This is a genomic window from Thiohalophilus sp. (genome assembly GCF_046483665.1).
Taxonomy (GTDB): domain Bacteria; phylum Pseudomonadota; class Gammaproteobacteria; order UBA6429; family Thiohalophilaceae; genus Thiohalophilus.
Window position 1 is genome coordinate 1 of record NZ_JAWOCR010000050.1, and the last position, 25033, is coordinate 25033.

A 25033-nucleotide genomic window follows, 5' to 3' on the forward strand; every position below is an offset into this window, starting at 1 on the left:
CCGAGTGGCGACGGCTTATGAACGAGGTTCAGATGTTGTTGCATGATCATCCGGTCAATCAGCAACGCGCTGCGGAAGGGCGCCTGACGGTGAACAGTCTGTGGCTGTGGGGTGGAGGGCATAAGCCTCATAAATCAGCTGTACGCTGGCAACAGGTCTATACCGATGACTGGTTGCTGGATGCGCTGGCCCGCTTTCATCATGTCTCCAGCGAGGATTTACCCGTGTCGGCCGAGACGCTGCTGCAGGAGTGCCGGGGCGAGATTTTGCTCGACATCGAGGATTGTGTTCAACCGCTACGTCAGCAGGATCCCTTCGTCTGGGTGACAGCTGTGCAGCAGTTTAAGATCCTGTGGCTGCAACCGTTACTCGCGGGCCTGCAAAAAAAGCGTTTTCAGCGTCTGACGCTGTTGCCGGCGGACGGCAAACGTTATGTGTTTACCCGCCGCATTTTACGCCGCTGGTGGCGGCGCCGACGGTCATTGGCAAAGTGGGTCAGTCATGGCGTTTGAACAGCATATCCGGCGCCGTTTGTTGCCGGATGAGATGCCGCAGCTGGCCGATGATCTGCATCCGGTTCTGGCGCGGGTGTTTGCCGCGCGGGCGGTGCGCGATGCCGATGATCTGCAATACGAGCTGCAAAAGCTGTTGCCCTATCAACAGCTACGGGACATCGATCGCGCCGTCGAACTGTTGATCGTGGCGTTACAACAACAGCAACGGGTATTGATCGTCGGCGACTTCGATGCCGACGGGGCGACCAGCACCGCGCTGGCCGTCGCCGCGTTGCAGGCGATGGGCCTTAAACAGATCGATTACCTGGTCCCCAACCGCTTCAAGTTTGGTTACGGCCTCACCCCCGAGATCGTCGAGGTGGCGCGCGAGTATCAACCGGATCTGATTATCACCGTGGACAACGGCATCGCCAGTCTCAGCGGGGTAGAGGCGGCCAACGCGCAGGGCATCAAGGTGTTGATCACCGATCACCATCTGGCCGGTGCGCAATTACCGGCGGCCGAGGCGATTCTCAATCCCAACCAGCCGCAAGACAACTTTCCCAGCAAGGCATTGCCCGGGGTCGGGGTGATGTTCTATCTGTTGATGGCCTTGCGGGCGCGCTTGCGGGAGATGAACTGGTTCGAGCAGCAGGGCATCGCACAACCCAACCTGGCGAAATATCTGGATCTGGTCGCGCTGGGCACAGTGGCCGATCTGGTGCCGCTGGATCGCAACAACCGCATCCTGGTGGCGCAGGGGCTGTCGCGCATGCGTGCCGGTCAGGCGCGGCCCGGGATCCGCGCCCTGATCGAGGTGGCCGGACGCACGGCCGAACGATTGAGTGCCAGCGACATCGGCTTTTTCATCGCGCCACGGCTCAATGCGGCCGGGCGCATGGATGACATGTCGCACGGCATCGAATGTTTGCTGGCCGAGAACGAACAAAAAGCCCGTGAACTGGCGCAACAACTGGATAGCCTTAACCGCGAGCGGCGCGGCGTCGAAGCGGCGATGAAGCAGGATGCCCTGCAGCTGCTGGACAACATGCAGCTGGATGAGGCGAACCTGCCGCACGGCCTTTGCCTGTTCGATGAGAACTGGCACGAAGGGGTGGTGGGGATCCTCGCCTCGCGGGTCAAGGAGCAGGTCCATCGCCCGGTCATCGCCTTCGCCGCCACCGCCAACGGCGAGATCAAAGGCTCGGCCCGCTCGGTGCGCGGCCTGCACATTCGCGATGCGCTGGATGCGGTTGCCACCCGCCATCCCGATCTGATCAGCAAGTTCGGCGGCCACGCCATGGCCGCCGGGCTGAGCCTGCCGCGGGACAATTTCGAGAAGTTTGCCGCGGCCTTCGATGCCGAGGTGCGTCGCCATCTGGATGAAGCCGAGCTGTGCGGCGAGCACTTCAGCGACGGGCCGCTGGCGGCCGGGGAGATGACCCTGGAGCTGGCCGAGGCGATCCGCCAGGCCGGTCCCTGGGGGCAGGGCTTCGAGGAGCCGCTGTTTGATGGCGAGTTCGAGCTGGTGCAGCGGCGCATCGTCGGCGAGCATCATTTGAAAATGGTGCTGCGCCATCCCGAGGCCCCGGATCGGGTGTTCGACGCCATCGCCTTCAACCACGTGGATCACGACTGGCCGGCCGAGGTGAGCCGGGTTGAGTTGGTCTATCAGCTGGACGTCAACGAATACCGCGGCCAGCGCAGCCTGCAGCTGCTGGTGCGTTATCTGCGCCCGCTCGTTTAGATTCCGCCCATCGCCTGGATCCCTATCGTCGCGTGGATCCCTCCCATCGCTAAGATCCGGGAATTCGTGTATCATACGCGCTTCACATTTTCCGGGGTTTATCAATATGTTGGAAGTCAACGCACTCCAGACCCGTATCAAGGACATGCAAGGGCGACTCGAAGCCCTGAGGGGGTATCTTTGACTTCGATACCAAGCAGGAACGGCTGACTGAGGTCACCCGGGAGCTCGAAGACCCGGACATCTGGAACAATCCCGAGCATGCCCAGGAACTGGGCCGCGAACGGGCCCATCTGGAAAAGATCGTCGAGACCATCACCGAACTGACCGGGAAACTCGATGAGGCCGACGAACTGCTGGAGATGGCCATCGAGGAACAGGATGAAGCCACGGTAAACGCGGTTGTCGCCGATCTGGACGACCAGGAGAAACATCTCGAACGGCTGGAGTTCCAGCGCATGTTCTCCGGGCCGATGGACGACAAGAACGCCTTTATCGATATCCAGGCCGGCTCCGGCGGCACCGAGGCGCAGGACTGGGCCAACATTCTGCTACGCATGTACCTGCGCTGGGGCGAGAACGTCGGCTTTACCACCGAACTGATAGAGGTCTCCGAAGGTGAAGTGGCCGGCATCAAAAGTGCCACGGTCAAATTCAGTGGCGAATACGCCTACGGCTGGCTGCGTACCGAAACCGGCGTGCACCGCCTGGTGCGCAAGTCGCCGTTTGATTCGGGCAATCGTCGCCACACCTCGTTTGCCTCGGTATTCGTTTATCCGGAAGTGGATGACTCGATCGAAGTCGACATCAACCCCTCCGATCTGCGCATCGACACCTATCGCGCCTCCGGTGCCGGCGGCCAGCACGTCAACCGGACCGATTCGGCGGTGCGTATCACTCACCTGCCGACCAGCATCGTTGTCCAGTGCCAGAGCGGACGCTCCCAGCATCAGAACAAGGATCACGCCATGAACCAGCTCAAGGCGAAGCTGTACGAGATGGAGCTGCAAAAACAGAATGCCGAGAAACAGGCCCAGGAAGAGACCAAATCCGACATCGGCTGGGGCAGCCAGATCCGCTCCTACGTCCTGGACCAGTCCCGTATCAAAGACCTGCGGACCGGCGTCGAATCCAGCAACACCCAGGCCGTGCTCGACGGCGATCTCAACCAGTTCGTCGAAGCGAGTCTGAAAAGTGGTTTATAAAAAACCAACGCAGAGGCGCAACGGCGCAGAGAACGCAGAGTAATTAATAATTGATGTCGTCATTCCCGCACAGGCGGGAATCCCGTCTTAAAAGACCGAATGATGCTCAAAAGTAGAAAAGAATGAATAAATTCATTTCCCTCTGCGACCTTTGCGCCTCCGCGCCTCCGCGCCTCCACGTTGAGACTTTTAAAATTTAAATCAGGTACGTTCAATCATGGCAGATAACAACGAGCAGCAACCGGAACAGCCCGTCGACGAGAACAAGCTGATCGCCGAGCGCCGGCGCAAGCTGGGCGAGCTACGCGAATCCGGCGTGGCGTTTCCCAACGACTTTCGCCGCAACGTAATGGCCGGGGAGCTGCACGCCGAATACGGCGAGAAGAGCGCCGAGGAGCTGGAGGCCAACCCTGTGCGCGTGAGGGTGGCCGGGCGCATGATGTTGCGCCGGATCATGGGCAAGGCCAGCTTTTGCACCGTGCAGGACATGTCGGGCCGCATTCAGCTCTATGTGCGCCGCGACGATCTGCCCGAAGGGATTTATAACGAACAGTTCAAGAAATGGGACCTGGGCGACATCATCGGGGCCGAAGGCACGCTGATGAAAACCAAAACCGGCGAGCTATCCATCAAGGCGGACAGCATTCGCCTGCTGACCAAGTCCCTGCGCCCCCTGCCGGAGAAGTTCAAGGGCCTCTCCGATCAGGAGACCCGCTATCGCCAGCGTTATCTCGATCTGATCATGAACGAGGAGTCACGCACCACCTTCCAGATTCGTTCCAGGATCATTACTCACATTCGTGAGTTTTTGACCCATCGCGGTTTTCTGGAAGTGGAAACCCCGATGATGCAGGTCATCCCGGGCGGCGCTACCGCCAAACCATTTTCCACCTATCACAACGCGCTGGATATGGAGCTCTACCTGCGCATTGCACCGGAGCTGTATCTCAAGCGTCTGGTAGTTGGCGGGTTCGAGCGGGTGTTCGAGATCAACCGTAACTTCCGTAACGAGGGCCTCTCCACCCGGCACAATCCCGAGTTCACCATGCTCGAATTCTACGAAGCCTATGCCGACTATCGCGATCTGATGGATCTCACCGAAGCCATGCTGCGCGATACCGCACAGTCCGTACTTGGCGATACAGTGGTTACCTATCAGGGCGAGGCATACGATTTCGGCAAACCCTTCGTGCGCATGAGCGTGAAAGAGTCGATCCTGCATTTCAATCCGGATATTAAATCGGAAGAACTGGACGATCTGGACATGGCCCGCGAACATGCCAGGCGGCTTGGCATTGAACTTAAAGCGAGCTATGGTCTGGGTAAGGTGCAGATCGAGATCTTCGAGAAGACCGTCGAGCATCGCCTCAAGGATCCGACCTTCATCACCGCCTATCCTACGGAAGTCTCGCCGTTGGCACGGCGCAACGACAGCGATCCCTTCGTCACCGATCGGTTCGAGTTCTTCGTCGGCGGGCGTGAGATCGCCAACGGGTTCTCAGAGCTCAACGACGCCGAGGACCAGGCCGAACGCTTTCGCCAGCAGGTGGAGGAGAAAGAAGCCGGCGACGAGGAAGCGATGTACTTCGACGAAGACTACGTTACAGCCCTGGAACACGGCATGCCCCCGACCGCCGGCGAGGGTATTGGCATCGACCGCCTGGTCATGCTGTTCACCGACTCACCCTCGATCCGCGACGTGCTACTGTTCCCGCACATGCGGCCGGATATTAGTTAATCGGGTTATTAATTCTTAACGCAGAGGCGCAAAGACACTGAGAACGCAGAGATAAAAATACAATTTTGAATGTTATTTCCTCTGCGCCTCTGCGATAGTTTTTTAAAAAAAAGCCGGCTAATGCCGGCATTTTTGTTTTGGTATTGTGGGTTTGTTCAGGCGCCGGCGCTGAGTGCCGCCCTGACCGCCTCGACATTCTGACCGACTTCAATGTCGACGATACTGACATCGGGTTCGAGACCGAGTTTGGCGAAGGCGGGGACCTTGTTCCAGTCGAGTTTGGTATGCGGGTGGTCGGTGCCCAGCAGGCTCTGCAGGTTGGCAACGATGATCAGGTCAGTATAATCGGCCGGGCCGTCATGCTCCCGTTCCAGATTCTCGTGGTTGGCCGCAACGTCGACAATCTCGGGGGGAAAGTTCCAGGCCTTGAGTATCGCTTCGCCCAGTCTGGGATGGGCGGTGGCAATGATCGTATCCAGGGCTGGCTCGTCTTCGAGCAGTTCAGGATAGTCCTCGACACGGCTGAGTATGGGCAGGGCTCCGATATCATGGACCAGGCCGGCGAGCAGAGCGTGATCGGGTTGCAGCCCTGGCTGGGTATGTGCCAGGGCATTGCTAATGGCGGCGACCTCGGTGCTGTGCTCCCACAGACGGCGCAGCCGTTTATCGGTGATATCTGAGGTGGCCTGGAACATCTGCTCCATGACGATACTGGTGACCAGATTACGGACCATGTTACTGCCCATGCGGGTCACGGCGGCCTCGACCGTTTCGATCTGGCGATTGGCGCGCAGCAGGGGGCTGTTGGCCACCTGAATCAGACGGGCGGAGAGCGCGGTGTCGGAAGTGACCACCCTGGCGACATCGACCAGCGATGCATTTTCATCTTCCAGGGTGTCTCGAACCTTGAGGGCCACTTCGGGCAGCGTCGGTAGAACCAGTTTGTCGTTCTTTAAATCCGACAGCAGCTGATTAATGAATTCTTGTTGTAAGGACACGCAATGCTCCTTCGTCAAACGGGGTGTCTGCTGGAATTATCGGCAGACAGGTCAGGGACTTAAGTTTAATCGACACCATTCAGGACGAATCCTCAGGCCTCGTTGGTGACCTCGTAGGGTAAATCGAGCAGGTTCAGCTCGGGCCCATCGGGTTGACCGAGATGGAGTGGGCCGGCTTCGACGCTGCTGATTTGCAATACGGCCAGCAAATCCACCCCGCCCTGTGGGGCGGGCAGCGCCAGAACCACCTTTCCGGCACTGCTTTCGGTGCCCGTGTCGGCATTATAGATCGCTTCACCGGGGGGCGGGGGCACGTCTATATCGGTATGCGCCCGGTACATGCGCCGTTTGAGCTTGCCCAGGTAGTGCATGCGGGCGACCACTTCCTGGCCGGTATAGCAGCCCTTGGTAAAACTGATACCGCCCAGGCTGTGCAGGTTGGCCATTTGTGGCACAAAGGTCTCGACTGTTTCGGGCACCACGGTGGGAACCCCGGCCACGGTGTCCAGCCAGCTCCAGGCGGCGTAACCGACCGGCGTGGCACCGGGCAACAATGCCTGCCACAACGTGCTCAGGGCGCTTGCCGAACCGTGGATTTCAAACCGGGCCTGCGGGCCGGGGATGCGTATCACGGTCAGGTCTGCGTGGTGCACGACCTCATCGACGGTACCGGGCAGAGACGGCAGTTGTGCCCCGAGCAGTTTTTCGGCGTCGGACCCGGCCAGACCAAAGCGAGCCAGTTCGTCGCTGGCGTCGTCCAGGCTCACATCGCTGCGCAGGACGAACATACGCAGACGCTTGAGGCTCGGTTCGAGTACAGTTTGCGGCAGGCTGAGCAAATAGCGATCCTCCCGGCGGAACAGGCGCATGCTGGCGAGCATGCGGCCCTTGGGGTTGCAATAGGCGGTCAGCTGACTCTGTTGCGGTGTGACTTGCTGAATATCATTGGTCAACTGACCCTGCAGGAAGGTTTCGGCATCACCCCCGCTGGCGGCGATCAGACCCAGGTGGGAGAGATCGGCAATTACCGTACCGGCCCCGACTGCCTGGCGTTCCTGCTCCACGTCACCGAAGTTGATGACCTGATTGGCTTCGAGCGTTGCCTGTTGTTGTTGTAAAAACGTTTGCCATTCACTGTTCATAACTTGACCATTCGCCGCTTGATATGTGTTAGCAGATGGTTGATAGTAACATTGATTGCGTAATTCTCGTAAGTTGTTAGTCTCTGATGCACATGCTGGACGCCGACGCTGAAACGACTAGACTGGAAACAATGACAACAAGAAACGTGCGGCCAAAATTTCTTAACCTGTTCCGGATTCATTTGCCCATCACCGGGATTGTCTCCTTTGCCCATCGCATCAGCGGGGCCTTGCTGGTGATTTCCCTGCCGTTGGTCGTGCTTCTTTTCGCGTATTCCTTGCAGAGTCAGCAGAGTTTTGAACAGGTTACTACCCTGTTGTCTTCATACTGGGGAAGAGGGGCCATGGTCCTGATATTCTGGGCCCTGTTATCCCATCTGTTGTCCGGGGTTCGCTTTTTGCTACTGGATATGGATATCGGTATTCGTTTACTCCATGCCCGTGCCAGTGCCTGGAGTGTGGCAGGGCTGGCTCTGTTAGTACTCATACTATTAGTGTCGGGGGTGAATCTGTGAGTTTGCAGGCGCAGGGCTTGCGGGCCTGGCTCTGGCAACGCCTGACTTCCATTTACATCGCCCTGTTTGTCATTGTGGCGGGGACAGCCTACCTGCTGGTCGGCCCGCCGGATTACGAGCAGTGGCGTTCGCTGCTGGCCTTTCCCCCGGTTAACATTGCAACCGCGCTATTTGTAATAGCCGTCCTGTTTCATGCCGGTGTCGGTGTGCGCGATATTCTGGTTGATTATGTTCATTCATTGATATTACGGTTTGCGATTCTGGTGATTCTATTATTAATGCTTCTGGTGCTGGGTATCTGGTCGATGTGGATTCTGATTTCGGTGGTAGCAGTATGACGATTGCCAAACGACAATTCGATACTCTGGTCATTGGCGCCGGTGGTGGTGGCTTGCGTGCGGCACTGCAACTGTCCCAGGCTGAAGCCAGTGTGGCCGTGGTCTCCAAGGTGTTTCCCACCCGGTCTCATACAGTGGCGGCCCAGGGGGGGATGAATGCGGCACTGGCCAATGTATTGCCCGACAGCTGGCACTGGCACATGTACGACACGGTCAAGGGCAGTGATTATCTCGGCGATCAGGATGCTATTGAATATATGTGCCGTTCGGCATCAAATCTGGTGGTCGAGCTGGAACATGCCGGCGTACCCTTCAGCCGGCTGGATAATGGCAAGATTTATCAACGGCCTTTTGGCGGACAGAGTCAGAATTTCGGGGGCGATCAGGCCGCGCGCACCTGCGCGGCGGCGGATCGCACGGGCCATGCTATTTTGCATACACTCTATCAGCAGAATATTCGGGCCAAGACTCACTTCTTTGACGAATACTTTGCCATCGACCTGATCAAGGACGAAGAAGGATTCATTCTCGGTGCCCTGGTGCTGGAGATTGAAACCGGCGAGCCATTGCTGATTGAGGCCAAAACCACGCTACTGGCGACCGGCGGCGCCGGCCAGCTGTTTCGAACCAACACCAATGCCCATATCAATACCGGCGACGGACTGGCGATGGCGCTGCGTGCCGGGATTCCGTTACAGGACATGGAGTTTTTCCAGTTCCATCCCACCGGTATCGCCGGACGGGGTATGTTGATTACGGAAGGCGCACGCGGCGAGGGCGGTTACCTGACAAACCGGGATGGCGAGCGTTTTATGGAACGTTATGCACCGCATGCCCGGGATCTGGCCAGTCGCGATGTGGTCAGCCGGGCGATTGCCACTGAAGTACGCGAGGGCCGTGGCTGTGGTGAGCATGCTGATCATGTCATGCTCAAGCTCGATCATCTGGGTCGCGACGTGTTGTACAAACGCCTGCCGGGAATTTGCGATACGGTGAAAACGTTCCTGCATATCGACCCGGCCGAGGAATCAATCCCGGTCTTTCCCACTGCCCATTACACCATGGGGGGGATCCCGACCGATCGTCACGGTCGGGTGGTCGTGCCGGTGGAACAGGGCCAGGAATCGATCCCGGGATTGTATGCGGCGGGCGAATGCGCCTGCGTCTCGGTGCACGGCGCCAACCGGCTGGGCGGCAATTCATTGCTGGACATCGTGGTCTTCGGCCGTGCGGCCGGCAACGACATCATTGAATATCTGAACGATAATCGGTATCACCGGCCCCTGTCGACAGAAAGTGTGGAGCAGGCCATGGCACACCTGCAGCGCTGGGATCAAAAAGGCGAAGGGGAATCCGTTCCGGCTTTGAAAAAGGAACTGCAGAGCACAATGGAAAACTACTGTGGCGTATTTCGTAGCGAGGAGATATTGCAACAGGGGTTCGACAAGGTGCTGGAACTCGAGCAGAGAATGCAGGACGTGCGCCTGAAGGATCACAGCAAGATTTTCAATACTGCCCGAATCGAGGCGCTGGAGCTGGAAAACCTGATGGACATTGCTATTGCCACGGTCAGTTCGGCTCTGGGCCGACAGGAAAGTCGCGGCGCCCATTCGCGGATGGATTATCCCGAACGCGACGATCAGCGCTGGTTGAAACACTCGCTATACTTTAAAGAAGCGCATCGTCTGGATTACAAGCCAGTGACTCTGAAGCCGATGACGGTCGAATCGTTTCCGCCGAAGGAACGAGTTTATTAAATCAGGTACTAGTTACTAGGGGCTAGGTTCTAGGAGCTAGGAGCTAGGAGCTAGGAGCTAGGAGGAGGTACGAGGGACGAGGTTTTTTATCCCCTCCCCCTAACCCCCTTCCTGTGGGAGAGGGAATTGATTGAGCCAATACCGAGATCATTCCCTCCCCTGCAAGGGGAGGGTTAGGGAGGGGTGATATAAGATCAGTTCCGACAAACCCGCCTCGGCCCTCGTACCTCGTCCCTCGGCCCTTCTGAAAAAATGACAGATACAAAACTCGACCGATACTGTTAATGTAAATCAATAACCTTGATGAGTTGAGACGATGCAATTTCAAATCTATCGATATGATCCGGAAAGTGGCGAGAAGCCCTGGATGCAGGAGTTCGAGCTGGAGACGCGTCCGGGGATGATGTTACGCGATGCATTGCTCAAGCTTAAAGAGCAGGACGAGACGCTGGTGTTTCGCCACTCCTGCGGGGAAGGGGTATGTGGCTCGGATGCGCTGAATATCAACGGGACCAATGCCCTGGGGTGTCTGACGCCGGTGGCGGAATTGAAAGAGCCAGTGGTGGTGCGGCCGGTGCCCGGAATGCCGGTGATTCGGGATCTGGTGGTCGATATGGATCAGTTTTTTGAACACTATCGCGCGGTCAAGCCATATCTCATCGTCGAAGATCCTGAACCGGAAGTCGAATATCATCAAACACCGCAGGAACGGGAAAAACTCGACGGTCTGTATGAATGTATTCTGTGCGGTTGCTGCACCACACAATGTCCCTCGTTCTGGTGGAACCCGGACAAGTTCCGGGGCCCGGCGGCCCTGTTACAGGCTTATCGCTTCATGGCGGACAGTCGCGATCAGGCTCTGGCTCAACGGCTCGAGGAACTGGACGGGCCGTACCGGTTGTTTCGTTGCCATACCATTATGAATTGCGTTAATGTCTGTCCAAAGGGGCTTAACCCGACCGAGGCGATCAACAATATCAAAAAACTGATGGTCAAGGAGATGTTCTGAACAAAACGGCGAGCAACGCGGGTCAGGCGGATCAGGCGCGCCTTCTCTGGCAATGCCGACGCGGCATGCTGGAGCTGGACTTGTTGTTATTGCCGTTTGTCGAACAGCATTACCATCGGCTGAGTGATCGGGAAAAGAACGCTCTGATAACCTTGCTGGCGTATCCTGATCAGCAGTTACTGGAGTTTTTGATGGGACAGGGTGTCCCGCACGACAAGGATGTGGCCTATGTGGCAGAACAAATTCGAAACGCGGCTGGAACTTGAGCCGAGGCCTTCTCGCTATTTACTCATCTATCAGATTGTATTGCATACGCTGGCCGGTGCGGCGTTGTTACTGCCGCTGATTTTGCCGGCGGGCGTGGCTTTTGTGTTGCTCGCGACGGCAGGGGGCAGTTTGCTCTGGCAGGTATGGCGTCATTATCGGGAGGGTCGAGGCACAACGCGCCTGATCTGGCGGACCGATGGCGCATGGGATTATCAAATAGGCGTGCAGTACTGGCCGGACCTGTCCCTGTTGCCATCCACCTACATTACTCGTGGTTTGATTATCCTGCACCTGCAGCCTGTAAAGGGACGACGACTTTATCGAGTGTTGTTACCCGACAGTCTGCCCAAAGAACAGTGGCACTTGTTGTGGCTACGATTAAGGTATGCGGGGTTTTCTGAGGAGGATGTGGGTGTTAAGGGTTAAGGTGCTAGGTGCTAGAACCTAGAGGTTGATAAAATCTCACCACGAAGACGCGAAGACGCGAAGACGCGAAGACCCGAAGACCCGAAGACCCGAAGACCCGAAGACCCGAAGACCCGAAGACCCGAAGGAAAATTTATCTGCTTCGAGACTTGGTGCCTTCGGGTAAATATAGTCCAATAGATGCAATGCTAGGTAGTGTTGCGTGCAACCTGGCCTACAACTAAATTCTTAGCGCCTAGTATCTAAATAGCTGTTCCGAATATCAGTCCAGTGAGATTGCTTCGTCACCTTGTTCCTCGCAATGACCTCTCTATTTTGGGTCATTGCGAGCGAAGCGAAGCAATCTTTTGAATAAAGTGATCGGGTATTCGGAACGTTTATTTAGTCCCTGGCCCCTGCTTATTCCGCCAATGCCATCGATGAGGTAGCGCCAATGGAGTGAGTTGGTTGCAGGATCGTGTTGTGCGGTGGCTGACTGTCGTTACGTTCAGGATAGTCGATGTTGTAATGCAGACCACGGCTTTCGTGACGGGACATGGCGGAGCGGATGATCAGGCTGGCGATCAGTGCCAGGTTACGTAGTTCGAGCAGGTCGTTGGTGACGCGGAAGTTGCCGTAATATTCATCGATTTCCGACAGCAGCAGTTGCACGCGGTGTTCGGCCCGCTGCAGGCGTTTGTTGCTGCGGACGATGCCGACGTAGTCCCACATAAAGCGACGCAGTTCGTCCCAGTTATGGGTGACGACCACTTCCTCGTCCGAATCGGTAACCCGGCTTTCGTCCCAGTCCGGGATGGCGACCTCATGCGGTTCGCCTTCGGCTTTTTGTTGGCGGATGTGCTGGCTGGCGGCCTGGGCAAAGACCAGGCATTCAAGCAGGGAGTTGCTGGCCATGCGGTTGGCGCCATGTAAACCGGTGAAGGCGGTCTCGCCAATGGCATACAGGCCATCCAGATCGGTTTTGCCGTTGAGATCGGTCATGATGCCGCCGCAGGTATAATGCGCGGCGGGTACCACGGGAATGGGTTCGCGGGCCATATCGTAGCCAAAATCGAGGCAACGCTGATACACGGTCGGGAAATGCTGACGAATGAACTTGGCCGGTTTGTGGCTGATATCCAGATAGAGGCAGTCGGCGCCGAGGCGTTTCATTTCGTGGTCGATGGCGCGGGCCACGATATCCCGCGGCGCCAGTTCGGCGCGGCTGTCGAATCTTTCCATGAAAGTACTGCCATCGGGCAGTTTCAGTTTGCCGCCTTCTCCTCGAATCGCTTCGGTGATCAGGAACGATTTGGCATGCGGATGATAAAGGCAGGTGGGGTGAAACTGGTTGAATTCCATATTGGCAACCCGACAGCCGGCGCGCCACGCCATGGCAATACCGTCGCCGGTGGAAGTATCGGGATTGCTGGTATACAGGTAGACCTTGCTGGTACCACCCGTGGCCAGCACGGTCTGGTTGGCCCGAAAGCTCCGTACCTTGTCGGCGGCGCGATCCAGCACGTAGGCGCCCAGGCAGCGGTTATGTTCCAGCCCCAGCTTGGCGCCGGTAATGAGATCCACCGCAATATGATTCTCGAAGAGGGTGATGTTGGGATGGCGACGAACTTCGTTTTCCAGCGTCGTTTCGATGGCCTTGCCGGTGGCGTCGGTGGCATGGATGACACGGCGGTGGGAGTGCCCCCCTTCGCGGGTCAGATGGTATTCGTCCGGTTGCTTCTCGTCGCGGGTGAAGGCGAGCCCCTTGTTGATCAACCAGCGGATATTTTCCGCACCGTGCTGGACGGTGTAACGGACCACCTTTTCATCACACAGGCCGCCGCCGGCCTCCAGCGTATCCTCGATATGGGATTCCAGCGTATCGTCCGGACCGAGTACCGCTGCGACGCCGCCCTGGGCGTAGAAGGTAGACCCTTCTTTTAGTATGCCCTTTGCAATCAGGGCCACTGAATAGTCGTCAGCCAGTCGCAGTGCCAGACTGAGGCCGGCGGCGCCGCCACCGATAACAAGCACGTCGGATGTAATCTGCATGGATAATGTCGAGTCTGGTGTCCGGTTGCGATTGAAGTGCCGGGAGATTTCTCATCTCGGCCAGATAAGATTAGAATTGTACGGATTGTGGCGCGAAATGTCACAATTGCGGGATCCGACAATATAACCAGAAAAACGGCAGCCAGGCGAACTCTCCTCTATGATTGCGGTCATAAATGGGTATTCGGGTGGCCTGGCCCAACTTAAAGGGGAAGTAGCCCGAATGGGCGGTAAGACAACGGACCAGCTGCTTGTTGAACGCGTACAGGCCGGGGATAAAAAAGCTTTCGACGCACTGGTTATGAAATACCAGCAGCGGGTAATGAAAGTGCTGTCTCGCTATGTGCGTAACCAGGCGGAGCTTGAGGATCTCGCTCAGGAAACCTTCATCAAGGCCTATCGGGCGCTGCCACGGTTTCGGGGGGACAGCGCGTTTTATACCTGGATATACCGGATCGCGATCAATACCGCCAAAAATTTTCTTGTTGCCCAGGATCGGCGACCGCCGGCGGATGATATCGAGGCCAGTGATGCGGAACATTACGAGGGGGAATCCGGTCTAAAGGACTATGCAAGCCCGGAAAAGATGGCGCTCAGGGATGAGATACAGGAGGTTATCAGCCGCGCCATTGAGGAACTGCCGGATGACTTGAAGACAGCCATTACCCTGCGCGAACTGGAGGGGATGAGCTACGAAGAAATAGCCGAGGCAATGGATTGTCCGATTGGGACCGTGCGGTCGCGTATCTTTCGCGCCCGTGAGGCAGTGGACAAAAAGTTGAAACCGTTACTCGGTTAATTGTAATTTGGTGGTGATATGAGCAATAACAGCGATGAAACACTTTCGGCATTCATGGATGATGAATATCATTCGCAGGTGCTCGAGTCACTCAAGCAGGATAGCGAAGTCCGCGCCCGCTGGACACGGTATCACCTGATTCGGGACGTTCTGTCGGGGCACAGTCAGTCTGTTCCTGCCCCGGATTTTGCTGACCGTGTCAGCGCTGCTCTGCAGAAAGAACCCACCACGCTGCGTCCGGCCGCCCGGCGTATTGGAGAAGGCTTTCGTCGTCAGGTGGCCGGCCTGGCCATTGCGGCGACGGTCGCGACGGTGGCTGTCCTGACTGTTCAGCAAGGCAATCCGGGCGATATTCCAGCACCGCAAATGACCGTCGCCAGTACCCAGACCGGCAGTGAAGAGTATCTGGCGGTGAGCGGCAACCCGGCTCCGTCACAACAGCCGATTGATAGCGAAGTGCAATCCAAACTCAGCAGCTACCTGGTCAATCATAACGAATATTCCATTTCATCGCGCATGCAGGGCATGCTGCCATACATGCGGATTGTCAGCGTGACTCCTTCGCAACGTGTTGCCGGTGCCGATGAGAAATAAACTGACGACACTATTGTTCGGTGCCTGTTTCTCCTTGCAGGCCTGGGCCTCGGACATCGACGAGGTACAGCCCTGGCTGGAGAAAATGCACCAGGCCGCACACATGCTCAATTACGAAGGTACCTTCGTCTACGGTCAGCAGGATCAGCTCAGTTCAATCCGGATTATCCACAGTGTCAGCGAAAACGGGGAGCGTGAACGTCTGATTTCCATGGATGGTACCGGGCGAGAGGTCTTGCGTGACGGTGATCGGGTGACCTGTATCTATCCCGACAGTCAGTCGGTGATGGTGGAAAAAAGCCGTCCCCGCGCCAAATTCCCGCCGATGTTTCCCGTCAAGATCGGTGAGTTGAATAATCATTATCAATTATCTCTGGCTGGCAAAGACAAAGTAGCTGGTGAGCCGACACAAAAGATTCTGATCGAACCCCGGGATAACCTGCGTTATGGGCATCTCCTGTGGGTGCATGATAAAACCGGCCTGTTACTCAAAACCAATTTGCTCAACGAGAACAACAAACCGGTTGAGCAATTCATGTTCACCCAGATTATCTTCCTCGATGATATTCCTGAAGAGGCCCTGGAACCGGATATCAATAAGGAAGATTTCACCTGGTATGAGGCGAGCAACAAGCCGCTGTCTACAGAAGCCGGGCAGACTTCAGACTGGCACATCGCGACAATACCGCCGGGTTTTAAACAGGATATGTCACGCATGCACCGCATCCCGAACAGTGTGACGCCGGTGGATCACCGGGTCTATTCAGACGGCCTGGCTTCGGTGTCGGTGTTTATTGAAAAGGACGATAAAAAAAGTGGCGATAACCTGTTTGGTGGTTCGCACATGGGCGCGGTCAATGCTCATGGCCGTAACCTGAAGGGGTATCATATTACCGTGGTCGGTGAGGTTCCCCACGCCACTGTAAAAATGATCGGTGAGTCGGTTCATTACAGGGAGTCACCATGATTGAGGAAACCGCTGTTGTGACCCGTTGCGAAGGGGAACATGCCTGGGTCGAGGCGCAACGTAAAACCGCCTGTGGGCAGTGTCAGGTCAACAAAGGCTGTGGCACCGCGGTACTGGCCAGCGTGGTAGGACAAAAAGTTAGCCACATGCGTGTATTAAATCCGATCCGGGCCCGAAAAGGCGAGAGCGTGGTGATCGGTCTGAACGAGTCGGCTATGGTGAACGGGTCACTGGCCGTTTATCTGGTGCCCCTGCTGAGCCTGTTTCTGTTTGCTATTACCGGCAAGGTTCTGGCCGAACAACTGATGATCAATGCCGTGGAAGGGGTCTCGATCCTGTTCGCGGTCTTTGGTATGGTGCTGGCGATTGCCTGGTTGCGCGCATTTAACCGGCGTGTTGCCAACGACAGTCGTTATCAACCTGTCATTTTGCAACGCATGCCTTCGGCCGGGTTAACCGTGGCAAGCTCCACCCCTACTTTAAATCCCGATTAGTAATTTAATAAGGATTCGTCAAAAATTCATAATTGAAGATTTCGTAGTTGAAACAAGAGGTATTGATGAAGGTTCGTAGTGTTAACTGGTTAACTCTGTTACTGGCATTGACATTTTTTGTCACGCCCTCGCAGGCCTTGCTCAGCGGCAATAGCAAACTGCCTGATTTCACCGAGCTGGCGGAAAAAAACAGTCCGGCTGTTGTGAATATCAGCACGACCCAGAAGATTACCCGCGAGCAGGGTATGCCGGGCTTTAATATTCCTGAATTCCCCGAAGAGTCTCCGTTTGGCGATCTGTTCAAGCATTTCTTTGGTGAAAAAGGTCCCGGTGCCGGTCCGCCGGAAGAATTCGAGAATCAGTCTCTGGGTTCCGGTTTTATTATCAATACAGACGGTTACATCGTCACCAACTACCATGTGGTAAAGGATGCCGAGGAAATTACCGTCAGGCTGAGTGACCGGCGTGAATTAAAAGCCGAAGTGATCGGCAGCGACAAGCGCAGCGACATGGCTTTGCTCAAGGTGGAAGCGACCGATTTGCCGGTAGTGACCATTGGCGATTCAAAAGAGCTCAAGGTAGGTGAGTGGGCCATGGCTATCGGTTCGCCGTTTGGTTTTGATCATTCGGTTTCGGTTGGGGTGATCAGCGCCATCAATCGTAACCTGCCCAGTGATAACTACGTGCCGTTTATCCAGACTGACGTGGCTATCAATCCCGGTAACTCGGGGGGACCGCTGTTCAATCTGGACGGCGAAGTTGTTGGTATCAATTCGCAGATATTTACTCGCTCAGGCGGTTTTATGGGACTCTCTTTTGCGATCCCGATTGACGTGGCCATGGATGTGGTTGAACAGCTGAAAACCAAAGGACGCGTCAGCCGCGGCTGGCTGGGTATTTTGATTCAGGACGTCAACAAGGAACTGGCCGAATCCTTTGACATGAAAAAACCGATGGGGGCCGTGGTGCTCCGGGTCCTGCCCGACAGCCCCGCGGCGAAAGCCGGCTTCAAGGAAGGCGATGTGGTAGTCGAATTTGCCGGTAAGACGATTCATCGTCAGTCGGACCTGCCTCTGGCCGTGGCCTCTTTTCCGGTGGATGAGGAAGCCAAAGTCAAGATTATCCGCGAAGGCAAGAGCCGTCAGCTAACAGTCAAAATCGGCGAGTTACCCCCCGAAGAGGAGCTTGCGGCAGCGGCGCCCTCCGGTTCGGCCGAATCGGAAAAAGCAGCCGAAACGCTGGGCATGGTGCTGGAGGACCTGAGCAGCGAGCAGCGCAAGCAACTGGAGATTCGCGACAAGCGCGGCGTACTCGTCAAGGAAGTCCATGAAGGGCCGGCAGCCCAGGCCGAGATTCGCCCGGGGGATGTGATCCTGATGATCAATCACAAGGATGTCACCAGCGCCGAACAGTTCGCCAGGCTGGTGGCCGATCTGCCCCGGGACAAGCTGCTCCCGATGCTCGTCCAGCGGGGCAAAGCGCCGCTGTTTATGACTATTCGCCTCGAAGAATGAGCTCGCCGCTGCAATTAACCCTGTATCGGCGTACAGGCTGCCACCTGTGCGAGGCGATGCAGGGTCAGTTACAGGTCCTGCAGGATGACTACACATTTAGCCTGCAAACGGTGGATATCGACGACGATCCCGCACTGGAAGCTGTTTACGGCGAGCAGATCCCCGTGTTGATGCACGGGGAGACGAAAATATGCCATTATTTTCTGGAGGTTAGCAAACTCCGCCAGTATTTCAGCCAGCGCTGAAATTGGTTACAATTCCGCAGTCCTGAAATAATCCATTCGGAGATACTCCGAATTCAAAAGGCGCAATCGTGCGCCTTTTTAGTATGACTCAAGGTGGAATGTGACCGACCTTTCCCAGATACGCAATTTTTCCATTATCGCCCATATCGATCACGGTAAATCCACTGTCGCGGACCGGATTATCCAGATGTGCGAGGGCCTGAGCGAACGCGAGATGAGCGCTCAGGTTCTTGACTCGATGGACCTGGAACGCGAACGCGGCATTACTATCAAGGCCCAGAGCGTCACGCTCAATTACACCGCGCGGGACGGCAAAACCTATCTGCTGAACTTTATCGATACGCCCGGGCATGTGGATTTTTCCTACGAAGTCTCGCGCTCGCTGGCCGCCTGCGAAGGAGCACTACTGGTGGTGGACGCCTCCCAGGGGGTTGAAGCGCAAAGCGTGGCCAACTGCTATACCGCCATCGAACAGGGGCTGGAAGTACTCCCGATCCTGAACAAGATCGATCTGCCGGCGGCCGAGCCGGATCGGGTGATTCAGGAGATCGAGGAGATCATTGGCATCGAGGCCAAAACCGCTGCCCTGGTTTCGGCCAAAACCGGCGAAGGGATGAGCGAGTTGCTGGAGGAGATCGTGCATCTGATCCCGCCGCCCGAGGGGGATGTGGACGTCCCTCTGCAGGCACTGATTATCGACTCCTGGTTCGATAACTACCTGGGGGTGGTTTCGCTGATCCGGGTCAAGCAGGGCACGCTGCGGCGTAAACAGAAGATCCGCATTATGGCGGCGGAGCGCAGCCATCAGGTGGATCGAGTCGGAATTTTCACCCCCAAAAAGCGCGATACCGAACAACTGCATGCCGGCGAAGTCGGGTTCATGATTGCCGGGATCAAGGAGGTCGATGGCGCACCGGTCGGCGATACCATCACCGACGCGGCTAATCCGGCAGATGCGCCGCTACCCGGTTTCAAACCGATCCAGCCGCAGGTTTTTGCCGGCCTGTTTCCGGTGGAAGGGGATGATTACGAGGGATTGCGTGAAGCGCTTTCCAAACTGAAACTCAATGATGCCGCTCTTTATTACGAACCGGAGACCTCGCAGGCACTGGGCTTCGGTTTTCGCTGCGGATTTCTCGGCATGCTGCACATGGAAATTGTCCAGGAACGGCTGGAGCGCGAATACAATCTGGATCTTATCACCACCGCGCCCTCGGTCGTCTATGAAGTACTGACTCACTCAGGCGAACTGCTAAATATCGAAAACCCCGCCGAGTTGCCCGAGCCAAACGATATCGATGAGATTCGCGAGCCGATCGTACGCGCCTCGATCCTGGTACCGCAGGCGCATGTCGGCAATGTAATCTCCCTGTGCGTTGAAAAGCGTGGAGTACAGAAAAAAATGCAATATCTGGGTAGCCAGATACTGCTGGAGTACGAATTACCGATGAATGAGATCGTGCTCGATTTCTTCGATCGCCTCAAATCGGTTAGTCGGGGTTATGCTTCGCTGGATTACGAATTACTGCGTTTTGAAACTGCCAAACTGGTCAAGCTGGATATCCTGATTAATGGTGAAAAGGTCGACGCTCTGTCGATCATTGTTCATCGCGATCAGGCTGAATACCGGGGCCGTGATCTGGCCGAGCGAATGAAAGAGATTATCCCGCGCCAGATGTTCGAAGTGGCAATACAGGCAGCAATCGGTTCCAAGATAATTGCCCGAACCAGTGTCAAGGCATTACGCAAGAATGTAACAGCCAAGTGTTACGGAGGCGACATAACACGTAAACGTAAGTTGCTCGAAAAACAAAAAGCCGGCAAGCGGCGCATGAAACAGGTTGGTAAAGTGGATATTCCGCAGGAAGCCTTTCTGGCGGTACTCAATGTAGGGAAAGATAAATGAGTTTTGATTTTGAATTGTTACTGGTGCTGGCCACTGTAATCAGCGGTGTGATCTGGCTGGTGGATGCCCGGTACTTTGCCAAACGTCGAGCGCCGGTTCCCTCCGAAGGAGAAGAGGGAGAGCCGAAAACCAATGAGCCCTATCTGGTCGAATTCGCCCGTTTTCTGTTTCCTGTGGTGCTCATCGTACTGGTATTGCGCGGTTTTGTGGCAGAGCCTTTCAAGATTCCCTCCGGCTCGATGTTACCGAGTCTGGAGGTGGGTGATTTTATTCTGGTGAACAAGTTTGCCTACGGCCTGCGTCTGCCGGTCGGGCATCAGCGCTTTGTCAATCTGGGCGATCCCGAACGCGGTGATGTAATTGTCTTCCGTTATCCCGAAAATCCGGATATTGATTATATAAAGCGTGTTATTGGCGTGCCAGGCGATGAAATTGCCTATTACAACAAATTGCTCTATATCAACGGTGAGCCGGTTTCTCTGGAGAAGCGGGAGGGTTTCTACAAAAATCACCCCCAGGCGCTACGCTATAAAGAGACGCTGGGTGATGTTAAACATGATATTCTGGTTAACAGCATGGCTCCGGCACGTGATTTTGTTGTCAATGTACCCGAAGAGCACTATTTTGTAATGGGGGATAATCGGGATAACAGCCGTGACAGCCGGGTCTGGGGATTTGTTCCCGAGGAAAACCTGGTCGGTGAGGCTTTCCTGATCTGGATGAACTGGAACTGCACCTTCGGCGCCATGACTCGTTGGGCATGTCAGATGCCTGAGTGGAGTCGTATTGGCAGTGTGATCGAATAAAAACAGATAACAGCAAGCTGTGAGGAGGGGAATAATGAATAACATGCAATATCAAAAAGGAATGACCGGCCTGGGCTGGATACTCGTTCTGGCGCTGATTGCCTTTTTTACCCTGATAGGGCTGAAGGTTATTCCGGTCTATATGAATTCCCTGACGATTGGCTCTATTTTGTCTGGTATGGAAGATGAACCAGGCATGGGCAGCAAGTCGCCGGCGGAGATTATGGAAACACTGAGCAAGCGCCTGAGGGTTAATATGATCAAGGACATCGATCGCGATGAAATCTATCTGGAATCCGACAAGGATATGTATTACATCGATATTGAGTATGAAGTGCGGCGCGATTTTATCGGTAATATCGATCTGGTTCTGAGTTTTGACAAGAGCGCGGAGATATCTAAACGGTAATGCAGTATCTGGATAAACTCTGTCGCAAACTGGGTTATAATTTTCAGCAACCCGAATTACTCGAACGGGCGTTAACCCATCGCAGCTTCGGCGCCCTGAATAACGAGCGCATGGAATTTCTCGGTGATGCGATTCTTGGCTATCTCATCAGTACCGAGCTCTACAACCTGTTTCCGAAAGCCAGCGAAGGTCAGCTGAGTCGATTGCGTGCCAGCCTGGTCAAAGGGGAAACCCTGGCGGGGATCGCGACCGAACTGGAACTCGGTGAATATCTTCGACTGGGTTCTGGTGAGTTAAAAAGCGGCGGCCATCGGCGTCGGTCGATTCTGGCTGATGCGTTTGAGGCAATCATTGGCGCGGTCTACCTGGATAGCGGTATCGACAGCACCCATTCTCTGGTGCAGACTTTCTTTCGTGCCAGAATGGCCCGGCTGGATCCACAAACCCTGCAAAAAGATCCTAAAACCCGGCTCCAGGAGTTTCTGCAGGCGCATGGTACCGACTTGCCCGTGTACGAAGTGACCGCTACAGAGGGTCAGGCGCATGCACAGCATTTTCGCGTTGCCTGCCGTATTTCAGGAATCGACGAGCCGATGCTTGGTGAAGGAACAAGCCGGCGCAAGGCCGAGCAGGCCGCCGCTGAAAAAATGTTACAGACACTGGCGGGACGGGATAATGGTTGAGGCGTTTCGCTGCGGCTATGTCGCGCTGGTGGGTCGGCCCAATGTGGGTAAATCCACCCTGATGAATCATTTGATCGGGCAAAAGCTCAGTATCACCTCGCGTAAACCACAAACCACCCGCCACCGGATTCTGGGAATCAAAACCACCGAGCAGGCCCAGATTATCTATGTGGACACGCCGGGTATCCATCTACAGGCCAAAAAGGCCATGAACCGCTTCATGAATCGCACCGCTAACGCGGTTCTGGAAGATGTACAGGTTATTGTGTTTGTGGTTGAAGCCCTGAAATGGACGGATGAGGACGAGATGGTTCTGGCCGCGCTAAAAAATACCCGCGTGCCGATTATCCTGGCTGTTAACAAAATCGATCGACTCAAGCAAAAGGATCAGTTATTGCCGTATTTGCAGGAGCTGGGACAAAAACACGATTTTGCTGACGTGCTCCCGCTCTCGGCCAAATCCGGCAATAATCTGCCCCGGCTGGAACAGGCGATTATCAGCTATCTGGAACCGTCCGAAGCCTGGTATCCGGAAGATCAGCTTACCGATCGCAGTTCCCGTTTTCTGGCCGCCGAGATCGTGCGTGAAAAACTGATGCGCAATCTGGGACAGGAACTGCCCTATGCCACAACCGTGGAAATCGAAAAATTCGAGGAGCTGGAACGGTTGAACCGGATTCACGCCCTGATCTGGGTTGAGCGAGAGAACCAGAAGTCGATCGTCATTGGCGAGAAAGGCGAACGGTTGAAAAAGGTCGGTCAGCAGGCCCGTCTGGATATGCAGAAACTGTTCGATAAAAAGGTCCATCTCGAGTTGTGGGTCAAGGTCAAGGCAGGCTGGTCTGATGACGAACGCGCGCTGTCCAGTCTGGGTTACCGCGACGACGATTAAACCCGGAGTCGATAAAGCCCATGCCGGCGGATCATCGTCAACAGTTGCAATACGGTTTTATTCTGCATCGCCGGCCTTATCGCGATACCAGCAGTCTGCTCGATATCTTTACCCGCGATAGCGGCCGGGTTTCGCTGGTGGCGCGGGGGGTGCGCGGAAGTCGCTCGCGTAATAGCGCCCGACTGGAAGCATTTGTGCCTTTGTTGTTCTCCTGGGTGGGACGTGGCGAATTACGGACCATGACCGCCGTGGAATCCGCCGGCACCGCCTATTCGTTGCCCGGCAGCCGGATTATCAGCGGTTTTTATATGAACGAGCTGATTCTGCGATTGTTGCACCGTGACGATCCGCATCCGGAGCTGTTCATGTGCTACGAGCGGGCTCTGATGGCGCTGCTCAATGAGTCGAATCCACAGGAGGCGGTGTTACGCCGCTATGAGCGTGAATTGCTCGAAGAACTGGGTTACGGCCTGCAATTGACGGAAGATGCATCCAGTGGCGAACCGCTGCAAGCCGCTACACAATATTGTTATCATCCCGAACAGGGACCCGTCGCGCAGACCAACAGTCGGCAGGGGCAGTATCCGGTCATCACCGGTCAGACGCTACTGGCGATTCGCGCGAACGATTATCGGGAGCCCGGGGTATTGCGCGAGGCCAAGATACTGATGCGGTTTTTACTGGGCCAGCATCTGGACAATCGGCCTCTCAAATCCCGCGAGCTCTACTGGCAAAGTCGTGACTTGTAAGTTACCAGTCTCTGGTGACTGGTAACTAGAAACTGATTTAAACGAGGTAGCAATCCGTGTCTGGCACAACGATCAACGAAATCCTCCTGGGTGTGAATATCGATCATATCGCCACACTGCGCCAGAGTCGGGGCACGTTGTATCCCGAACCGATTCAGGCTGCACTGCTGGCCGAACAGGCCGGGGCCGATTCCATTACCCTGCATTTGCGCGAGGACCGGCGTCATATTCAGGATCGCGATGTACTGATGTTACGCGATCTTATACAAACCCGGATGAATCTGGAAATGGCGGTGACTGACGAAATGCTGGCCATTGCCCGACAAATAAAACCGGCCGATTGCTGCCTGGTGCCCGAACGGCGCGCTGAATTAACTACCGAAGGCGGATTGGATGTCAAAGGTCAGCGTCAGCGGATTGGCGATGCCTGCCAGCAGCTGGCCGATGCCGGGGTTCGCGTGTCATTGTTTGTTGATGCTGATCCGGAACAGATCAGCGCTGCGGCCGACTGTGGTGCGCCGGTCATTGAAATCCATACCGGTCTCTACGCCGACGCTACGACATCGGCCGACCGGGAGCATGAGTTCGGTAAAATATCCCAGGCGGTAGAACAGGGGCTCGGTCTGGGATTGCAGGTCAATGCCGGCCATGGTCTTCATTACCACAATGTCGGCCGTATTGCTGCCCTGACCGGGATCCGGGAACTGAATATCGGTCATGCGATTGTTGCACGCAGTGTCTTCACCGGTCTGGAAGAGGCCGTGGGGGAAATGAAGCGATTGATGGTGACGGCACGAACCTCTTCAGCAGGTTAAGTCCTGATTACCGTTACCTGTGCGAGACTGAAAACCGGGTCAACTCATCATAAACCCGGTTTTATCCGCTAATGGCTTTCTCGTGTGTAAGGTTCTGTCGAGTTGGATTAATTCACTTCCTGAAGCCGGGCGGCCAGTTTCGGTCCCTGTTCCTGCAGGCGAGTAATTTCCCTGCTAAGGCGGGCAAAACACGCCTGAAGCTGATCCGTTTGTTGTTGCTTGATGCACTCTTCCATCGCCCGGGCGCTTTCACGCAATGCCGGCACGCCGCAATAGGCGGTCGAGCCATAGAGTTTATGGGCCGGGTTCCACATGGCGTCCCGCTCGCCGCTGTCGATGGCCCGGGCTAACTGGCACTGCAAAACGGGCAGTTCCTCAAGCAGCATATTGAACAGATCGCCGGCCAGTTCGCGATTCCCGCCCGCCTGTTCCAGTGCCTGATTTTCATCCAGCAGGGGTGGCGCGTCTTGCGTTGGATCGGTTTCCGTCATAT

The 25033-nt window shown here is 55.8% G+C and carries 26 protein-coding genes and 1 pseudogene; 23 read left to right on the top strand and 4 right to left on the bottom strand.

Annotated features, from left to right (window positions below; genetic code table 11):
* From R6U90_RS10805 to lysS, 4 genes and pseudogenes are all read left to right on the top strand, one after another.
* Window positions 1–512, top strand: a pseudogene (locus tag R6U90_RS10805) (hypothetical protein); the annotation flags it as partial.
* Window positions 502–2241: a single-stranded-DNA-specific exonuclease RecJ gene (gene recJ / locus R6U90_RS10810; RefSeq protein ID WP_410352701.1), complete on the top strand. Its 1740-nt coding sequence runs from the start codon at window positions 502–504 to the stop codon at window positions 2239–2241. The pseudogene R6U90_RS10805 and the gene recJ, both read left to right, overlap by 11 nt.
* A gap of 106 nt (window positions 2242–2347) precedes the next feature.
* Window positions 2348–3446 (top strand): peptide chain release factor 2 gene (gene prfB, locus R6U90_RS10815; protein WP_410352702.1). Its coding sequence is split into 2 segments (ribosomal slippage): window positions 2348–2422 and window positions 2424–3446, totalling 1098 coding nucleotides; the frame shifts between segments, so codons are not numbered across the junction.
* A 217-nt stretch (window positions 3447–3663) separates the two neighbouring features.
* Complete coding sequence (gene lysS / locus R6U90_RS10820) at window positions 3664–5184, top strand: lysine--tRNA ligase (protein ID WP_410352703.1); 1521 nt, start codon at window positions 3664–3666, stop codon at window positions 5182–5184.
* Between the two features lie 155 nt (window positions 5185–5339).
* Here lysS and R6U90_RS10825 read toward each other — a convergent pair whose 3' ends face one another.
* Both R6U90_RS10825 and R6U90_RS10830 read right to left on the bottom strand, forming a co-directional pair.
* Window positions 5340–6182, bottom strand: a complete 843-nt coding sequence (locus R6U90_RS10825; RefSeq protein ID WP_410352704.1) for an HDOD domain-containing protein — start codon at window positions 6180–6182, stop codon at window positions 5340–5342.
* Window positions 6183–6274: 92 nt separating this feature from the next.
* On the bottom strand, window positions 6275–7324 hold the full coding sequence (locus R6U90_RS10830; RefSeq protein ID WP_410352705.1) for a YgfZ/GcvT domain-containing protein: 1050 nt from the start codon (window positions 7322–7324) through the stop codon (window positions 6275–6277).
* A 131-nt stretch (window positions 7325–7455) separates the two neighbouring features.
* Here R6U90_RS10830 and sdhC point away from each other — a divergent pair, with 131 nt between their 5' ends.
* From sdhC to R6U90_RS10860, 6 genes are all read left to right on the top strand, one after another.
* Entirely contained in the window at window positions 7456–7839 is a 384-nt protein-coding gene (gene sdhC, locus R6U90_RS10835) for a succinate dehydrogenase, cytochrome b556 subunit (protein ID WP_410352706.1), read from the top strand.
* Window positions 7836–8177 (top strand): succinate dehydrogenase, hydrophobic membrane anchor protein, encoded by a 342-nt coding sequence (gene sdhD / locus R6U90_RS10840; protein WP_410352707.1) that lies wholly within the window; start codon window positions 7836–7838, stop codon window positions 8175–8177. Before sdhC ends, sdhD begins: the two co-directional genes overlap by 4 nt.
* Window positions 8174–9934 (top strand): succinate dehydrogenase flavoprotein subunit, encoded by a 1761-nt coding sequence (gene sdhA / locus R6U90_RS10845; protein ID WP_410352708.1) that lies wholly within the window; start codon window positions 8174–8176, stop codon window positions 9932–9934. Before sdhD ends, sdhA begins: the two co-directional genes overlap by 4 nt.
* Window positions 9935–10250: 316 nt before the next feature.
* The gene (locus R6U90_RS10850; protein ID WP_410352709.1) at window positions 10251–10943 is read left to right on the top strand and encodes a succinate dehydrogenase iron-sulfur subunit; all 693 of its coding nucleotides are present in this window, start codon (window positions 10251–10253) and stop codon (window positions 10941–10943) included.
* Between the two features lie 65 nt (window positions 10944–11008).
* Window positions 11009–11209, top strand: coding sequence for a succinate dehydrogenase assembly factor 2 (locus tag R6U90_RS10855; RefSeq protein WP_410352710.1), 201 nt, complete (start codon window positions 11009–11011; stop codon window positions 11207–11209).
* Window positions 11172–11636, top strand: coding sequence for a protein YgfX (locus tag R6U90_RS10860; protein ID WP_410352711.1), 465 nt, complete (start codon window positions 11172–11174; stop codon window positions 11634–11636). Before R6U90_RS10855 ends, R6U90_RS10860 begins: the two co-directional genes overlap by 38 nt.
* 399 nt (window positions 11637–12035) lie before the next feature.
* Here R6U90_RS10860 and nadB read toward each other — a convergent pair whose 3' ends face one another.
* A complete protein-coding gene (gene nadB / locus R6U90_RS10865; protein ID WP_410352712.1) occupies window positions 12036–13667 on the bottom strand; it encodes an L-aspartate oxidase in 1632 nt (543 codons plus the stop codon).
* Window positions 13668–13890: 223 nt separating this feature from the next.
* Here nadB and rpoE point away from each other — a divergent pair, with 223 nt between their 5' ends.
* The 13 genes from rpoE (at window position 13891) to pdxJ (ending at window position 24540) form a co-directional block, all read left to right on the top strand.
* Window positions 13891–14466 carry an RNA polymerase sigma factor RpoE gene (rpoE, locus tag R6U90_RS10870; RefSeq protein ID WP_410352737.1) on the top strand — a complete coding sequence of 192 codons (576 nt, stop codon included), beginning with the start codon at window positions 13891–13893 and terminating at the stop codon, window positions 14464–14466.
* 18 nt (window positions 14467–14484) lie between these two features.
* Window positions 14485–15060: a sigma-E factor negative regulatory protein gene (locus R6U90_RS10875; protein WP_410352713.1), complete on the top strand. Its 576-nt coding sequence runs from the start codon at window positions 14485–14487 to the stop codon at window positions 15058–15060.
* On the top strand, window positions 15050–16027 hold the full coding sequence (locus R6U90_RS10880; protein ID WP_410352714.1) for a MucB/RseB C-terminal domain-containing protein: 978 nt from the start codon (window positions 15050–15052) through the stop codon (window positions 16025–16027). The genes R6U90_RS10875 and R6U90_RS10880 overlap by 11 nt, the downstream gene beginning before the upstream one ends.
* Window positions 16024–16521 carry a SoxR reducing system RseC family protein gene (locus R6U90_RS10885; RefSeq protein ID WP_410352715.1) on the top strand — a complete coding sequence of 166 codons (498 nt, stop codon included), beginning with the start codon at window positions 16024–16026 and terminating at the stop codon, window positions 16519–16521. The genes R6U90_RS10880 and R6U90_RS10885 overlap by 4 nt, the downstream gene beginning before the upstream one ends.
* 65 nt (window positions 16522–16586) lie before the next feature.
* A complete protein-coding gene (locus R6U90_RS10890; RefSeq protein WP_410352716.1) occupies window positions 16587–18035 on the top strand; it encodes a DegQ family serine endoprotease in 1449 nt (482 codons plus the stop codon).
* Window positions 18032–18280, top strand: a complete 249-nt coding sequence (locus R6U90_RS10895) for a glutaredoxin family protein (protein ID WP_410352717.1) — start codon at window positions 18032–18034, stop codon at window positions 18278–18280. The genes R6U90_RS10890 and R6U90_RS10895 overlap by 4 nt, the downstream gene beginning before the upstream one ends.
* 100 nt (window positions 18281–18380) lie before the next feature.
* Window positions 18381–20186 carry a translation elongation factor 4 gene (lepA, locus tag R6U90_RS10900; RefSeq protein ID WP_410352718.1) on the top strand — a complete coding sequence of 602 codons (1806 nt, stop codon included), beginning with the start codon at window positions 18381–18383 and terminating at the stop codon, window positions 20184–20186.
* Entirely contained in the window at window positions 20183–20992 is an 810-nt protein-coding gene (lepB, locus tag R6U90_RS10905; RefSeq protein WP_410352719.1) for a signal peptidase I, read from the top strand. Before lepA ends, lepB begins: the two co-directional genes overlap by 4 nt.
* A 34-nt stretch (window positions 20993–21026) precedes the next feature.
* Complete coding sequence (locus R6U90_RS10910; protein ID WP_410352720.1) at window positions 21027–21401, top strand: DUF4845 domain-containing protein; 375 nt, start codon at window positions 21027–21029, stop codon at window positions 21399–21401.
* Window positions 21401–22084 (top strand): ribonuclease III, encoded by a 684-nt coding sequence (gene rnc, locus R6U90_RS10915; protein ID WP_410352721.1) that lies wholly within the window; start codon window positions 21401–21403, stop codon window positions 22082–22084. The genes R6U90_RS10910 and rnc overlap by 1 nt, the downstream gene beginning before the upstream one ends.
* The gene (gene era, locus R6U90_RS10920) at window positions 22077–22976 is read left to right on the top strand and encodes a GTPase Era (protein ID WP_410352722.1); all 900 of its coding nucleotides are present in this window, start codon (window positions 22077–22079) and stop codon (window positions 22974–22976) included. Before rnc ends, era begins: the two co-directional genes overlap by 8 nt.
* A 20-nt stretch (window positions 22977–22996) precedes the next feature.
* Window positions 22997–23725 (top strand): DNA repair protein RecO, encoded by a 729-nt coding sequence (recO, locus tag R6U90_RS10925; RefSeq protein ID WP_410352723.1) that lies wholly within the window; start codon window positions 22997–22999, stop codon window positions 23723–23725.
* A gap of 71 nt (window positions 23726–23796) precedes the next feature.
* Window positions 23797–24540, top strand: a complete 744-nt coding sequence (pdxJ, locus tag R6U90_RS10930; protein WP_410352738.1) for a pyridoxine 5'-phosphate synthase — start codon at window positions 23797–23799, stop codon at window positions 24538–24540.
* Between the two features lie 107 nt (window positions 24541–24647).
* Here the strand turns inward: pdxJ and R6U90_RS10935 are convergent, their stop codons facing one another.
* Complete coding sequence (locus tag R6U90_RS10935; RefSeq protein WP_410352724.1) at window positions 24648–25031, bottom strand: Hpt domain-containing protein; 384 nt, start codon at window positions 25029–25031, stop codon at window positions 24648–24650.
* Window positions 25032–25033 lie beyond the last annotated feature (2 nt).

What these genes read in the sequence shown, in the direction of transcription:
- recJ (WP_410352701.1), top strand. Translation starts at nt 502, where the DNA reads ATGGCGTTTGAACAGCATATCCGGCGCCGTTTGTTGCCGGATGAGATG.
- lysS (WP_410352703.1), top strand. Translation starts at nt 3,664, where the DNA reads ATGGCAGATAACAACGAGCAGCAACCGGAACAGCCCGTCGACGAGAAC.
- R6U90_RS10830 (WP_410352705.1), bottom strand. Translation starts at nt 7,324, where the DNA reads ATGAACAGTGAATGGCAAACGTTTTTACAACAACAACAGGCAACGCTC.
- sdhC (WP_410352706.1), top strand. Translation starts at nt 7,456, where the DNA reads ATGACAACAAGAAACGTGCGGCCAAAATTTCTTAACCTGTTCCGGATT.
- sdhA (WP_410352708.1), top strand. Translation starts at nt 8,174, where the DNA reads ATGACGATTGCCAAACGACAATTCGATACTCTGGTCATTGGCGCCGGT.
- R6U90_RS10850 (WP_410352709.1), top strand. Translation starts at nt 10,251, where the DNA reads ATGCAATTTCAAATCTATCGATATGATCCGGAAAGTGGCGAGAAGCCC.
- R6U90_RS10855 (WP_410352710.1), top strand. Translation starts at nt 11,009, where the DNA reads ATGCTGGAGCTGGACTTGTTGTTATTGCCGTTTGTCGAACAGCATTAC.
- R6U90_RS10860 (WP_410352711.1), top strand. Translation starts at nt 11,172, where the DNA reads ATGTGGCAGAACAAATTCGAAACGCGGCTGGAACTTGAGCCGAGGCCT.
- nadB (WP_410352712.1), bottom strand. Translation starts at nt 13,667, where the DNA reads ATGCAGATTACATCCGACGTGCTTGTTATCGGTGGCGGCGCCGCCGGC.
- rpoE (WP_410352737.1), top strand. Translation starts at nt 13,891, where the DNA reads ATGGGCGGTAAGACAACGGACCAGCTGCTTGTTGAACGCGTACAGGCC.
- R6U90_RS10875 (WP_410352713.1), top strand. Translation starts at nt 14,485, where the DNA reads ATGAGCAATAACAGCGATGAAACACTTTCGGCATTCATGGATGATGAA.
- R6U90_RS10880 (WP_410352714.1), top strand. Translation starts at nt 15,050, where the DNA reads ATGAGAAATAAACTGACGACACTATTGTTCGGTGCCTGTTTCTCCTTG.
- R6U90_RS10885 (WP_410352715.1), top strand. Translation starts at nt 16,024, where the DNA reads ATGATTGAGGAAACCGCTGTTGTGACCCGTTGCGAAGGGGAACATGCC.
- R6U90_RS10890 (WP_410352716.1), top strand. Translation starts at nt 16,587, where the DNA reads ATGAAGGTTCGTAGTGTTAACTGGTTAACTCTGTTACTGGCATTGACA.
- R6U90_RS10895 (WP_410352717.1), top strand. Translation starts at nt 18,032, where the DNA reads ATGAGCTCGCCGCTGCAATTAACCCTGTATCGGCGTACAGGCTGCCAC.
- lepB (WP_410352719.1), top strand. Translation starts at nt 20,183, where the DNA reads ATGAGTTTTGATTTTGAATTGTTACTGGTGCTGGCCACTGTAATCAGC.
- R6U90_RS10910 (WP_410352720.1), top strand. Translation starts at nt 21,027, where the DNA reads ATGAATAACATGCAATATCAAAAAGGAATGACCGGCCTGGGCTGGATA.
- rnc (WP_410352721.1), top strand. Translation starts at nt 21,401, where the DNA reads ATGCAGTATCTGGATAAACTCTGTCGCAAACTGGGTTATAATTTTCAG.
- era (WP_410352722.1), top strand. Translation starts at nt 22,077, where the DNA reads ATGGTTGAGGCGTTTCGCTGCGGCTATGTCGCGCTGGTGGGTCGGCCC.
- recO (WP_410352723.1), top strand. Translation starts at nt 22,997, where the DNA reads ATGCCGGCGGATCATCGTCAACAGTTGCAATACGGTTTTATTCTGCAT.
- R6U90_RS10935 (WP_410352724.1), bottom strand. Translation starts at nt 25,031, where the DNA reads ATGACGGAAACCGATCCAACGCAAGACGCGCCACCCCTGCTGGATGAA.